The organism is Nitrospirillum goiasense, from assembly GCF_034427435.1.
Taxonomy (GTDB): domain Bacteria; phylum Pseudomonadota; class Alphaproteobacteria; order Azospirillales; family Azospirillaceae; genus Nitrospirillum.
This window is the reverse complement of record NZ_JAXQNP010000003.1, coordinates 1,163,640-1,176,403: the sequence shown is the minus strand read 5'-3', so window position 1 is coordinate 1,176,403 and position 12,764 is coordinate 1,163,640. Positions and strand designations below refer to the sequence as shown.

General features: G+C 69.4%; 11 protein-coding genes and 1 pseudogene. 11 read left to right on the top strand and 1 reads right to left on the bottom strand.

Translation table 11 applies throughout. From position 1 onward, the window contains the following. The first annotated feature begins 25 nt into the window (after positions 1 to 25). The 11 genes and pseudogenes from ULB03_RS19520 to ULB03_RS19475 all read left to right on the top strand — a co-directional run bounded on the left by ULB03_RS19520 (position 26) and on the right by ULB03_RS19475 (position 10,789). Positions 26 to 901 carry a phosphoribulokinase gene (locus ULB03_RS19520; protein ID WP_322484762.1) on the top strand — a complete coding sequence of 292 codons (876 nt, stop codon included), beginning with the start codon at positions 26 to 28 and terminating at the stop codon, positions 899 to 901. Between the two features lie 12 nt (positions 902 to 913). Further along, positions 914 to 2,454, top strand: a pseudogene (locus ULB03_RS19515) (transketolase family protein); the annotation flags it as partial. After that, positions 2,455 to 2,934, top strand: a complete 480-nt coding sequence (locus tag ULB03_RS27500; protein WP_416211173.1) for a transketolase-like TK C-terminal-containing protein — start codon at positions 2,455 to 2,457, stop codon at positions 2,932 to 2,934. Positions 2,935 to 3,029: 95 nt separating this feature from the next. Then, complete coding sequence (gene fba, locus ULB03_RS19510) at positions 3,030 to 4,115, top strand: class II fructose-bisphosphate aldolase (protein WP_322484761.1); 1,086 nt, start codon at positions 3,030 to 3,032, stop codon at positions 4,113 to 4,115. 148 nt (positions 4,116 to 4,263) lie between these two features. Next, positions 4,264 to 5,721 (top strand): form I ribulose bisphosphate carboxylase large subunit, encoded by a 1,458-nt coding sequence (locus ULB03_RS19505; RefSeq protein WP_322484760.1) that lies wholly within the window; start codon positions 4,264 to 4,266, stop codon positions 5,719 to 5,721. A gap of 129 nt (positions 5,722 to 5,850) precedes the next feature. Then, on the top strand, positions 5,851 to 6,270 hold the full coding sequence (locus tag ULB03_RS19500; RefSeq protein WP_322484759.1) for a ribulose bisphosphate carboxylase small subunit: 420 nt from the start codon (positions 5,851 to 5,853) through the stop codon (positions 6,268 to 6,270). A gap of 64 nt (positions 6,271 to 6,334) precedes the next feature. Then, positions 6,335 to 7,231 carry a CbbX protein gene (cbbX, locus tag ULB03_RS19495; protein ID WP_322484758.1) on the top strand — a complete coding sequence of 299 codons (897 nt, stop codon included), beginning with the start codon at positions 6,335 to 6,337 and terminating at the stop codon, positions 7,229 to 7,231. Further along, a complete protein-coding gene (gene rpe, locus ULB03_RS19490; RefSeq protein ID WP_322484757.1) occupies positions 7,228 to 7,878 on the top strand; it encodes a ribulose-phosphate 3-epimerase in 651 nt (216 codons plus the stop codon). The genes cbbX and rpe overlap by 4 nt, the downstream gene beginning before the upstream one ends. Positions 7,879 to 7,934: 56 nt before the next feature. After that, positions 7,935 to 9,170: a patatin-like phospholipase family protein gene (locus ULB03_RS19485; protein ID WP_322484756.1), complete on the top strand. Its 1,236-nt coding sequence runs from the start codon at positions 7,935 to 7,937 to the stop codon at positions 9,168 to 9,170. Positions 9,171 to 9,297: 127 nt separating this feature from the next. Continuing rightward, a complete protein-coding gene (locus ULB03_RS19480; protein WP_322484755.1) occupies positions 9,298 to 10,320 on the top strand; it encodes an SPFH domain-containing protein in 1,023 nt (340 codons plus the stop codon). Positions 10,321 to 10,330: 10 nt separating this feature from the next. Next, complete coding sequence (locus tag ULB03_RS19475; protein WP_322484754.1) at positions 10,331 to 10,789, top strand: NfeD family protein; 459 nt, start codon at positions 10,331 to 10,333, stop codon at positions 10,787 to 10,789. 16 nt (positions 10,790 to 10,805) lie between these two features. Here ULB03_RS19475 and ULB03_RS19470 read toward each other — a convergent pair whose 3' ends face one another. After that, on the bottom strand, positions 10,806 to 12,407 hold the full coding sequence (locus ULB03_RS19470; protein WP_322484753.1) for an alkaline phosphatase D family protein: 1,602 nt from the start codon (positions 12,405 to 12,407) through the stop codon (positions 10,806 to 10,808). Positions 12,408 to 12,764: the final 357 nt, after the last annotated feature.

Here is a 12,764-nt window from a genome sequence, read left to right as displayed (position 1 = left end):
CCGCTAGACCGGGAGGTCCCCTGCCATGTCCATCCGCCACCCCATCATTTCCGTCACCGGGTCATCGGGCGCCGGCACCACCAGCGTCCGCCAGATATTCGAGCAGGTCTTCCGCCGCGAGGGGGTGAACGCCGCCTGCGTCGACGGTGACGCCTACCACCGCTATGACCGGGCGCAGATGAAACAGGCCATCGCCCAGGCCGACAAGGACGGCGACCACCATTTCAGCCACTTCGGCCCCCAGGCCAACCTGCTGGGCGAGTTGCAGGAGCTGTTCCGCCGCTATGGCGACGACGGCACCGGCCGCACCCGCCACTATGTCCATGACACGGCGGAGGCCGAGCATTACGGCTGCCCGCCGGGCACCTTCACCCCGTGGGAGGACCTGCCGGGCCCCAGCGACCTGCTGTTCTACGAGGGCCTGCACGGCGCGGTGGTGGCCGATGGCTATGACATCGCCGGCCATGCGGACCTGAAGATCGGCGTGGTGCCGGTGATCAATCTGGAGTGGATCCAGAAGATCCACCGCGACCGCACCCTGCGCGGCTACAGCACCGAGGATGTGATGACCACCATCCTGCGGCGCATGCCGGACTATGTCCGCTACATCTGCCCGCAGTTCACCCAGACGGACATCAATTTCCAGCGGGTGCCCACGGTCGACACCTCCAACCCCTTCATCGCGCGGTGGATACCGACCCCGGACGAATCCATCGTCGTCATCCGCTTCCGCAACCCGCGCGGCATCGACTTCGCCTACCTGCTGTCCATGATCGCCGGCAGCTTCATGTCGCGGGCCAATTCCATCGTCATCCCGGGCGGCAAGCTCGACCTCGCCATGCAGCTGATCCTGACGCCGCTGATCCTGCAGTTGGTTGATCGCAAGCGCCGCGCCGGTTGAGGAGGCCAGGAAATGACGCCCACCCTATCGCTGCGCCAAGTTGAAACCGCCGAGCCCGAGGCCCTCCCCGATCTGGCCGACATGGCCAACGCCGTCCGTATGCTGGCGGTGGCGGGGGTGGAGGCGGCGAAGTCCGGCCACCCCGGCATGCCCATGGGCATGGCCGACGTCGCCACCGTGCTGTTCACCCGGGTCCTGCGCCTGGACCCGGCGCGGCCCGACTGGCCCGACCGCGACCGCTTCGTGCTGTCGGCCGGCCACGGCAGCATGCTGCAATACGCCCTGCACCACCTGCTGGGCTACGCCGACATGGGGCTGGAGGAGCTGAAACGCTTCCGCCAGTGGGGCTCCCGCGCGGCGGGGCACCCGGAATACGGCCATGCCCAGGGCATTGAGACCACCACCGGCCCCCTGGGCCAGGGCCTCACCACCGCCGTGGGCATGGCCCTGGCGGAGCGGCACCTGAACGCGCGCTTCGGCGACGCCCTGGTCGACCACCGCACCTATGTCATCGCCGGTGACGGCTGCCTGATGGAGGGCATCAGCCAGGAGGCCATCGACCTGGCCGGCCAGTTGCGGCTGTCCCGCCTGATCGTGCTGTGGGACGACAACGGCATCACCATCGACGGCACCACCCGCCTGTCCACCCGCACCGACCAGCTGGCCCGGTTCACCGCCTCCGGCTGGGCGGTGGACCGGGTGGACGCCTACGACCATGCGGCCATCGAGGCCGCCCTGGTCCGGGCCCAGGCCAGCGACCGCCCCACCCTGATCGCCTGCCGCAGCGTCATCGGCTATGGCGCGCCCACCAAGGCGGGCACCTGCGGCGTGCACGGTGCCCCCCTGGGGGCGGAGGAGGCGCAGGGCGCGGCCCGGGCCCTGGGCTGGAACAGCCCGCCCTTCACCGTGCCCGACGACATCCTGGCCGCCTGGCGCGCCGTGGCCCAGGCGGGCGGCCAAGCGCGGGAGGCGTGGGAGCGGCGGCTGGCCGCCCATCCATCCCGCCTGGATTTCCAACGGGTCATGGCGACCGACGCGGGGCCGGAGCTGGCCGACGCCCTGGCCGCCTATCGGCAGGAGTTGGCACAGAGCCGGCCGACGATGGCGACGCGCAAGGCCTCGCAACTGGTCCTGGGGGTGGTGAACGCCGCCACCGACCTGACGGTGGGCGGCTCCGCCGACCTGACGCATTCCAACCTGACGCAGACCAAGGGGATGGAGGCGATGACGGCGGACGCCTACGCCGGACGCTACATCCACTACGGCATCCGCGAGCATGCCATGGCCGCCGTCATGAACGGCCTGGCCCTGCATGGTGGCCTCATCCCCTATGGCGGCACCTTCCTGGTGTTCTCCGACTATGCCCGAGGCGCCATCCGCCTGTCCGCCCTGATGGGCGTGCGCGTCATCCATGTGCTGACCCATGACAGCATCGGCCTGGGGAGGACGGGCCCACCCACCAGCCGGTGGAGCACCTGGCCATGCTGCGCGCCACACCCAACCTGCACGTCTTCCGCCCCGCCGACGCGGTAGAGACGGCAGAGTGCTGGGAATTGGCCCTGGCCAGTCCCGGCACGCCGTCGGCCCTGTGCCTGTCGCGCCAGGACCTGCCCACCCTGCGCCGCGACGCCACCTGGAACCGCAGCGCCACCGGCGCCTACATCCTGCGCGAGACGCCGGGGCCGCGCGACGCCACCCTGCTGGCCACCGGGTCGGAGGTGGCCCTGGCGGTGGAGGCGGCCGAGCGTCTGGCCAAGGAGGGCATCGCCACCGCCGTGGTGTCCATGCCCTGCTGGGACCTGTTCGAGCGGCAGCCGCCCGCCAACCGCGCCCTGGTGCTGGGCAGCGCGCCCCGCATCGGGGTGGAGGCGGCGGTGCGCTTCGGTTGGGACCGCTGGCTGGGCGACCAGGGCGCCTTCATCGGGATGGAGGGCTTCGGCGCCTCCGCCCCCGCGCCAGACCTCTACCGCCATTTCGGCATCACCGTCGACGCCATCATGGCCGCCGTCCGCGCCCGCGTCGCCACCGCCTGAGATTTCCGGGGAACGTCAGCGAACTGGAAAGCGAGGACAAGCCAAGGGGCGATGCCCCGCCGGCGCTTGAGGAACACGAAAGGGAGCACCCCACAATGGCCCGCATCACCTTGCGTCAGTTGCTGGATCACGCGGCGGAGCGCGACTACGGCGTTCCCGCTTTCAACATCAACAACATGGAACAGGGCCTGGCGGTCATGGAGGCCGCCGCCCAGGTGGACGCGCCCGTCATCCTGCAGGCCAGCCGGGGCGCCCGGTCCTATGCCGGCGACCTCATGCTGGCCCATATGATCGACGCGCTGGAGGCCCTCTACCCCACCATCCCGCTGTGCCTGCACCAGGACCACGGCAACAGCGAGGCCACCTGCCTGACCGCCCTGCAACACGGCTTCACCTCCGTCATGATGGACGGGTCGTTGATGGCCGACGCCAAGACGCCGGCATCCTATGAGTACAACGTCGACATCACCCGCCGCGTGGCGGAGGCGGCCCACTGGGTGGGCGCCTCGGTGGAGGGGGAACTGGGCGTGCTGGGCAGCCTGGAGACGGGCCAGGGCGAGGCGGAGGACGGCCACGGCGCCGAGGGCGTGCTGTCGCTGGACCAGCTGTGCACCGACCCCGACCAGGCGCTGGACTTCGTCGCCGCCACCCGCGTGGACGCGCTGGCCATCGCCATGGGCACCTCGCACGGCGCCTACAAATTCTCGCGCCAGCCGGATGGCGACATCCTGGCCATGGACGTGGTGGAGGCCATCCATGCGCGGCTGCCCAACACCCACCTGGTGATGCACGGCAGCTCATCCGTGCCCCAGGAATTGCAGGACCTGTTCAACGCCTATGGCGGCCAGATGCCCCGCACCTGGGGCGTGCCGGTGGAGGAGATCGTGCGCGGCATCCGCTTCGGCGTGCGCAAGATCAACATCGACACCGACTGCCGCCTGGCCATGGCGGTGCAGTTCCGCAAAACGGCGACGCAGAACCCGGCGGAGTTCGACCCGCGCAAGTTCCTGAAGCCGGCCATGGACGCCATGCGGGCGCTGTGCCGCGACCGGTTCGAGCAGTTCGGCGCCGCCGGCAACGCCAGCCGCATCACGCCCCTGCCCATGGCCACCATGGCCAAGCGCTACGCCACCGGCGCCCTGGACCCCCAGTTGGGCCGGACGCCGGTAGCGGCTGAGTAACCGCCACCATCCCGCCACGCACCTAAACCCTAGGACGCGACCGCTGTTTGCGTAAAGGGGCCGCCGGAGATTTCCGGGGAGCGTCAGCGGACTGGAAATCGAGGAAAGCCAAGGGGCGGATGCCCCGTCGGCGCTTGAGGAGGACACCATGAACGCCATCGACAACAGGGACCGCCGCGACCGCTATGCCGCCGGCGTCATGAAGTACCGGGACATGGGCTACTGGCAGCCGGATTACGAGCCCAAGGACACCGACGTCATCGCCGTGTTCCGCATCACGCCACAGGACGGGGTGGACCCCATCGAGGCCGCCGCCGCCGTGGCGGGCGAATCCTCCACCGCCACCTGGACGGTGGTGTGGACCGACCGGCTGACCGCCTGTGACAAGTACCGCGCCAAGGCCCACCGGGTGGACCCCGTGCCGGGATCGCCCGACAGCTGGTTCGCCTACATCGCCTATGACATCGATCTTTTCGAACCCGGATCGATCGCCAACCTGACGGCGTCCATCATCGGCAATGTGTTCGGCTTCAAGCCGCTGAAGGCCCTGCGGCTGGAGGACATGCGCCTGCCGGTGGCCTATGTGAAGACCTTCGACGGCCCGCCCACCGGCATCGTTGTGGAGCGGGAACGGTTGGACAAGTTCGGCCGCCCCCTGCTGGGCGCCACGGTGAAGCCCAAGCTGGGCCTGTCGGGCCGCAACTACGGCCGCGTGGTCTATGAGGCGCTGAAGGGCGGCCTGGACTTCACCAAGGATGACGAGAACATCAATTCCCAACCCTTCATGCACTGGCGCGACCGCTTCCTCTATTGCATGGAGGCGGTGAACCGCGCCCAGGCGGCGACGGGCGAGATCAAGGGCACCTATCTCAACGTGACCGCCGCCACCATGGAGGACATGTACGAGCGGGCGGAGTTCGCCAAGTCCATCGGGTCGACCATCGTCATGATCGACCTGGTCATCGGCTACACCGCCATCCAGTCCATGTCGAAATGGGCGCGGCGCAACGACATGATCCTGCACCTGCACCGCGCCGGCCATTCCACCTACACCCGGCAAAAGAGCCACGGCGTGTCCTTCCGCGTCATCGCCAAATGGATGCGGCTGGCGGGCGTGGACCACATCCACGCCGGCACCGTGGTGGGCAAGCTGGAGGGCGACCCCGCCACCACCAAGGGCTATTACGACATCTGCCGTGAGGACTTCCTGCCCCAGCGGCTGGAGAACGGCATCTTCTTCGACCAGTCCTTCGCCTCGCTGCGCAAGACCATGCCGGTGGCGTCGGGCGGCATTCATGCCGGGCAGATGCACCAGTTGCTGGATTTGTTCGGCGACGACGTGGTGCTGCAGTTCGGCGGCGGCACCATCGGCCACCCCATGGGCATCCAGGCCGGCGCCACCGCCAACCGCGTCGCGCTGGAGGCCATGGTGCTGGCCCGCAACGAGGGCCGCGACATATTGGCCGAGGGGCCGGACATCCTGGCCGCCGCCAGCCGCCACTGCACGCCCCTGCGCCAGGCCTTGGACGTCTGGAAGGACGTGACCTTCAACTACACCTCAACCGACTCACCGGATTTCGTGCCCACCGCCAGCGTCTCCGGCTGATGCCCTCAACAGCGGGCGGCCGCATTCGCGGCCTGGCCTTACGGACCTGACCGGTCCGGGCTGGCGGTCGCCAGCCTCCGGCGGCACGAATGCCGCCGGTGCATCTCACCTTCGACCGAGGAAATCGTCATGCGCGTCACCCAAGGAACCTTCTCCTTCCTGCCCGACCTGACGGACGAGCAGATCACGGCCCAGGTGCAGTACTGCATCGACAACGGCTGGGCGGTGAACATCGAGTTCACGGACGACCCCCACCCCCGCAACACCTACTGGGACATGTGGGGCATGCCCATGTTCGACATCCGCGACGCCGCCGGGGTGATGGGGGAGCTGGCGTCCTGCCGCAAGGTCTATGGCGACCGCTACATCCGCATCTCCGGCTTCGACGCCAGCCATGGGTGGGAGAGCGTGCGCCTGTCCTTCATCGCCAACCGGCCAGCCAACGAGCCCGGCTTCGGCCTGGACCGGCAGGAACATGACGGGCGGCGCGTGCGCTACAGCACCCGCGCCTATGCCGCCCAGTTGCCGGAAGGGGAGCGGTATTCGTGATGGCCGCCCCCTGAAAGCGGTCCCGCCGGACGCCGCCGACGCGGCGCCGGCGGCATCCGGCGCCATGGACTTGCGCGCCGACTTCGAAGCCTCCGGCCTGCCGGAAATCTTCGACCAGTTGGACCGGGAGATGGTGGGCCTGGCGCCCATCAAGGGGCGGCTGCGCGAGATCGCGGCCTTGCTGCTGGTGGACAGGGCGCGCCAGCGCTTCGGCCTGGCGGTGGGCGCCCCCACCCTGCACATGAGCTTCACCGGCAATCCCGGCACGGGCAAGACCACCCTGGCGCTGAAGATGGCCGCCATCCTGCACCGGCTGGGCTATGTCCGGCGCGGGCACCTGGTGACCGTCACCCGCGATGACCTGGTGGGCCAATACATCGGCCACACCGCGCCCAAGACGAAGGAGGTGCTGAAGCGCGCCGCCGGCGGCGTGCTGTTCATCGACGAGGCCTATTACCTCTACCGGCCGGAGAACGAGCGCGACTATGGCCAGGAGGCCATCGAGATCCTGCTGCAGGTCATGGAGAACCAGCGCGACGACCTGGTGGTCATCCTGGCCGGCTATGCCGACCGCATGGACCGCTTCTTCCAGGCCAACCCCGGCTTCCGGTCCCGCGTGGCCCACCATATTGACTTCCCCGACTATGGCGAGGAGGAGCTGCTGGAGATCGGGGAGCGGCAGTTGGACAGCATGAACTATCGCTTCAGCCCCCGGGCCAAGGCGGTGTTCGCCCAATATATCGCCCTGCGCCGGGGCCAACCGCATTTCGCCAATGGCCGCTCCATCCGCAACGCCCTGGACCGCGCCCGGCTGCGCCAGGCCAGCCGCCTGTTCCAGCGCGACGACGGCCCGCTGTCCGTCGACGACCTGACCCTGATCGAGGCGGAGGACATCCTGGCCAGCCGGGTCTTCGCGGGCAGTCCGGACGGCCCAATGGAAGAGAAGGGGACCGCGCCATGACCCAACCACTGATCGCCCCCAGCATCCTGTCCGCCGACTTCGCCAGCCTGGGCGCCGAGGTGCGGGCCATCACCGCGGCGGGGGCGGACTACATCCATGTCGATGTCATGGACGGCCATTTCGTGCCCAACATCACCATCGGCCCCGCCGTGGTGAAGGCGCTGCGCCCCCATACCGACCGCCCCTTCGACGTGCATCTGATGATCAGCCCGGTCGATCCCTATCTGGAGGCCTTCGCCCAGGCCGGGGCCGACATCATCACCGTGCAGGCGGAGGCCACCACCCACCTGGACCGCACGCTGGAGCGCATCCGCGCCCTGGGCAAGAAGGCCGGGGTGGCGCTGAACCCGTCCACGCCGGAAAGCGCCGTCGCCTATGTCCTGGACCGGCTGGACCTGGTGCTGGTCATGACGGTGAACCCCGGCTTCGGCGGCCAATCCTTCATCCCCGCCATGATCCCCAAGATCCAGGCCCTGCGCGCCCTGATCGGCCGCCGGCCCATCCAGATCGAGGTTGACGGCGGGGTGAACCATGAGACGGCGCGCCTGTGCGCCCAGGCGGGGGCGGAGGTGCTGGTCGCCGGCTCCGCCGTGTTCCAGGGCGGGCCCAGCCGCTACCACGCCAACATCGGGGCGTTGCGCGGTTAAGTAGTAATAGTCTATCACCCCTCCAGCCGAATACGCAGACGGTTAAGGAGGGGCACATGAGCTATCGCATCCTGACGCTGGACGGCGGCGGCCCCTGGGCCCTGCTGGAAGCCATGGTGCTGGGCGACCTGTACGGCGCCGACACGCCTGGCCACGACATCCTGGCGGAATTCGACCTGGTGGCCGGCACCTCCGCCGGGGCCATCGTGCTGGGCGGGCTGGTCAAGAACCTGACGCCGGCGCAGATCCTGGACCTGTTCGTGGACGACACACGGCGGGGCAGCCTGTTCGTGAAGGTGGCGGGGCTGGACCAGGTCATCGCCGGCCTGGGCTTGGGGGCCCAATACAGCACCCAGGGCAAACTAGCCGGCCTCGCCGCCCTGCTGGACGACCCCGGCCTGGTGCCGCCCACCCCCGCCACCGTGAATGGCCAGATCCGTCCGCTGGCCCTGTCCGCCTGCCCCATGGCCCGCCTGCCCCTGCCCCTGGCACGGCGCGGCGGGACACCGGTCAAGGTGTTCATCCCCGCGTTCGATTACGCCCAGCGCCGGGCCATGACCTTCCGCAGCTATGCCGGCCTGGCCACGGCGGTGACGGAGCCGCAGGCCGCCACCGCCCCGCTGGCGGAGGTCATCAACGCCAGCAGCACCGCGCCCGTGACCTTTTTCGACGAACCCGCCCGGTGCGAGGGACGCCTGTACTGGGATGGTGGGCTGACCGGCTGCAACAACCCGGTGATGCTGGCGGTGATGGAGGCGCTGGCCCAACCGGGCGGCGCCACCGGCCTACAGATACTGAGCCTGGGCAGCGGCACCACCCGTCACGCGCCGGTGACCAACACCAGCCAGCCGCCCGCCCACCTGGCGGAACCGGTGGGGATGCGGGGCGCCCTGGGCGACCTGTCGCTGTTGGCCCAGACCACCCTGGACGACCCGCCCGATACCGCCAGCCTGGAGGCCCACATCTTGGCCCAGCGCCTGGCGGGCGCGGACCCGGCCACCCTGGGCGGATTGGTGCGCCTGAATGTTTCCATCCAGCCGGTGTTGCGGAATGGGGCCTGGACGGCGCCGCCAGGCCTGGCTAATGGCCGGTTCGCCCAGGTGGCCGCCCTGCCGGCGGACGCGGTGGAACCGGGGCAGATCGCCCTGATCCGGCAGTTGGGCCGGGATTGGATGGCCGGCGAGGTGCCCAACCAACCCCTGATCACCCGCCTGCCGCAACTGGACTGCGTGCTGGGCGACGCCACCTACGCCACCGCCAAGGCGCGCTGGATGGGGTTGGTGCAGGCATAGGGGTGCGGGCATAGGGGCACAACCCTCGGGACAAATCCCGGGCGGCGGCACCCGCCTTATGGCATGATGCCCGGCAAAGGGGGGCCAGCGCGTCGGTTCCCCGCGCCACCAAATGGGGAGAGACGCCTTGTCGCCTTTCGGCGTGTTCGCCTTGGCCGTCCTGGCCTTCGCCATCGTTCTTGTCTACAGCGGCATCAAGACCGTGCCCCAGGGCATGGAATACACGGTGGAGCGGTTCGGGCGGTACACCCGCACCCTGAAGCCCGGCCTGGCCATCATCGTCCCCTTCTTCGACCGCATCGGCGCCCGCCAGACCATGCAGGAGGTGGTGCTGGACGTGCCGTCGCAGGAGATCATCACCAAGGACAACGCCATGGTGACGGTGGACGGCGTGCTGTTCTTCCAGGTGCTGGACGCCGCCAAGGCCAGCTATGAGGTGCGCAACCTGGACAGCGCCGTGCTGAACCTGACCATGACCAACCTGCGCACGGTCATGGGGTCCATGGATTTGGACGAACTGCTGTCGCAGCGCGACGCCATCAACGCCCGCCTGCTGACCGTGGTGGACGCCGCCACCCATCCCTGGGGCGTCAAGATCACCCGCGTGGAAATCCGCGACATCCAACCGCCGCGCGACCTGGTGGACAGCATGGCCCGCCAGATGAAGGCGGAGCGGGAACGCCGCGCCCTGATCCTGGAGGCGGAAGGCCTGCGCCAATCCGCCATCCTGCGGGCGGAGGGCGAAAAGCAGTCCGCCATCCTGCAAGCGGAAGGCAAGAGGGAAGCGGCCTTCCGCGAGGCGGAGGCCCGCGTGCGCCTGGCGGAAGCGGAGGCCACCGCCACCCGCGTGGTGTCGGAGGCCATCGCCGGCGGCAGCGTGCAGGCCGTGAACTACTTCATCGCCCAGCGCTATGTCGACGCGCTGAAGGGCTTCGCCGCCAGCCCCAACCAGAAAATCCTGTTCATGCCCATGGAGTCGACCGGCATCCTGGGCGCCCTGGGCGGCATCGCCGAACTGGCCAAGGACAGCTTCGCCGGCGCGCCCGCCAACCAGGCCCGCCCCAGCGCCCCGCCCCGCCGGACCGATCCGCCGCCCGCCCCACCCCCGGCACCGCCGGCCGGCGGCCCCTGGTCGACGCCCGAGAGCTGAGGAGAAGGCCATGCCCGACTTCACCGCATGGACGGCCCATGCCTGGCACTGGTGGGCGGCGGGCGTCGCCCTGGCGCTGGTGGAAATGATCACCCCCGGCGTCGGCCTGCTGTGGCTGGGGGTGGCGGCGGTACTGGTGGGGTGCGTGCTGTTCCTGGTCCCCGCCCTGCCCCTGGTGGCCCAGGTGGTGCTGTTCGCCGTTCTCGCGGCCGCCTTGCTGGTCATCACCCGTCGGTGGCTGGGCCGCAACGGCACCGCCACGCAGGCCCCGCCCGAGCGGCTGAATGAGCGCGGGGCCCTCTACCTGGGCCGCGTGGTCACCCTGGAAACCGCCATCGTCAACGGCCAGGGCCGCGCCCGCCTGGACGACGGCGCCTGGCTGGTCCACGGCCCCGACGGCCTGCCGGCGGGCGCGGCCGTGCGGGTGGTGGGGCTGGATGGCACGGCACTGAGGGTGGAGGCGGCGTAAGGCCGCCGATTCAGAACTACGCCTGCTTCGCCCCCGGCTTGCCCGGTTCCACCACGAAGCTGGCGCGGGTGCTGATGGCGCCGCCGGGGGTGCTGACGCGGTCCATGACGCGGAAGTTGGCCGTCAGCTTGTCATGGCCGATGTCGCACATCAGATAGCCGCGCTGGTCGTTCATGAAGCGGATGTGCGGGTTACCGCGCTGGATCTCCTCCTGCCGGGGGCGCTTGTCGGCGCCGTCGCCGCCGGAGCTGATGGAGGTGCCGACGAATTCGGTGGCGACGATGGGGGCCTTGTCGCTGCGGTAGTCGGTCTTGAGGTCGCCGACGAAGTTCTGGTGCTCATCCCCCGTCAGCACCACCACGTTGTTCAGGCGGCGGTCGGCGATGTGGCGCAGCAGGCGTTGGCGCGGCTGGTGATACCCTTCCCAGCTGTCCATGTTGTAGATGGGGCCGTGCCAGGGCTCGCGGTTCATGGTCATCATCATCACCTGCTGGCCGATGATGTTCCAGCGGGCGCGGCCGCGGTCCAGCCCCTCGAACAGCCAGCGCTCCTGCTCCTCCCCCATCACCTGAGCGTCGTCATCGTCCTGGCCCTCGCAGGCGGGCTTGAAGCCGTCGCCGCAGGGCTGGTCGGTGCGAAACTGCCGCGTGTCCAGCAAGTGCAGGTCGATCAGGTTGCCGAAGGCCAGGCGGCGGTAAATCTGCATGTCCGGGCCCTTGGGCCAGGAGGCGCGACGCAGGGGCATGTGCTCGTAATACGCCTGGGCGGCCGCCGCGCGGCGCAGCAGGAAAAATTCAGGCGGCGCGATGCCGGCGCCGTCGATGGCGCCCGTCCAGTTGTTGTCAACCTCATGGTCATCCCAGGTCACCATCCACGGGCAGGCGGCGCGGGCCAGCTGCAGGTCCAGGTCCAGGGTGTACTGGGCGTAGCGGCGGCGGTATTCATCCAACGAATAGGGCTCGTCGCCCAGATGCTGCCGGGGGGTGGGGATGGCCAGGCCGCCGTAGCGGCTGCTCTCATGCGTCCGCACCCGGTTTTCGTAGATGTAGTCGCCATAGTGGAAGACGAAGTCCGGCCGCTCCTCCGCCAGATGGCGGAAGGCGGTGTAATAGCCGTCCTCGTAATTCTGGCAGCCGACCATGCCCAGGCGCACGCGGTCCACCTTGGCGCCCAGGGCCGGGGCGGTGCGGGCACGGGCCACCATGCTGCGCTCCGCCCCTACGGTGAAGCGGTAGTAATAATCGCGGCCCGGTTCCAGGCCGCCGACCTCGACATGGACGGCATGGCCCAGTTCCGGCCGCGCCACCTCGGTCCCGCTCTGCACGATGGTGCGCATGCGGTCGTCCGTCGCCACCTGCCAGTCCACCTCCACCGGCCGCTTGGGCATGCCATAGCCGAACGCCAGCGGATCGGGCGCCAGCCGGGTCCACAGCACGAAGCCATCCGGCAGTGGATCGCCCGAGGCCACGCCCAGCGAGAACGGGTCGTTGCTGAACGCCGCCTGCGCCAGGGCCGAGCCGATGGACGACGGCAGCAGGAAGGCCGTGGCCGCAGTCGCGCCGAAGGTCTTCAGCAGGGCGCGGCGGGTGGCCTCGGGAACAGGGCTGAACCGGGTCATGGGGCGGAATCTCGACGGCTGGTAGGGCAAAGGAACGCCAAAGGGAATGGCGCGAACGGGCGGCAGAGTGCCTGCCCTCCGGGGCCTGTCAACCCGGAAAACCCCACCCGCCCGGCCCGTCATGAAAGTGTCGCAAGCGGCCGCAACCCTGGCGTCAGCACCTGCCGCAACCGCAAATGGCGGACATGGCCGCGCCGCCCTATCTTGACCATTTGGTCAGGATCAGCCAGGGTGCCGTCCCGTGCCGTGCCCCCTTGCGCCCCCGGCTTGCCGGGAGCTTGGGAAATGGACTAGGTTTCAGGTCGAGCAAGCGGTGCGGCCTTCCCGTTCGCCGCCGTCAATCGAGTATGCCCCAAG

Coding starts and splice junctions, on each gene's coding strand:
- ULB03_RS19500 (WP_322484759.1), top strand. CDS start 5,851: ATGCGCGTCACCCAAGGAACCTTCTCCTTCCTGCCCGACCTGACGGAC.
- fba (WP_322484761.1), top strand. CDS start 3,030: ATGGCCCGCATCACCTTGCGTCAGTTGCTGGATCACGCGGCGGAGCGC.
- ULB03_RS19520 (WP_322484762.1), top strand. CDS start 26: ATGTCCATCCGCCACCCCATCATTTCCGTCACCGGGTCATCGGGCGCC.
- rpe (WP_322484757.1), top strand. CDS start 7,228: ATGACCCAACCACTGATCGCCCCCAGCATCCTGTCCGCCGACTTCGCC.
- ULB03_RS19475 (WP_322484754.1), top strand. CDS start 10,331: ATGCCCGACTTCACCGCATGGACGGCCCATGCCTGGCACTGGTGGGCG.
- ULB03_RS19505 (WP_322484760.1), top strand. CDS start 4,264: ATGAACGCCATCGACAACAGGGACCGCCGCGACCGCTATGCCGCCGGC.
- ULB03_RS19485 (WP_322484756.1), top strand. CDS start 7,935: ATGAGCTATCGCATCCTGACGCTGGACGGCGGCGGCCCCTGGGCCCTG.
- ULB03_RS19470 (WP_322484753.1), bottom strand. CDS start 12,407: ATGACCCGGTTCAGCCCTGTTCCCGAGGCCACCCGCCGCGCCCTGCTG.
- cbbX (WP_322484758.1), top strand. CDS start 6,335: ATGGACTTGCGCGCCGACTTCGAAGCCTCCGGCCTGCCGGAAATCTTC.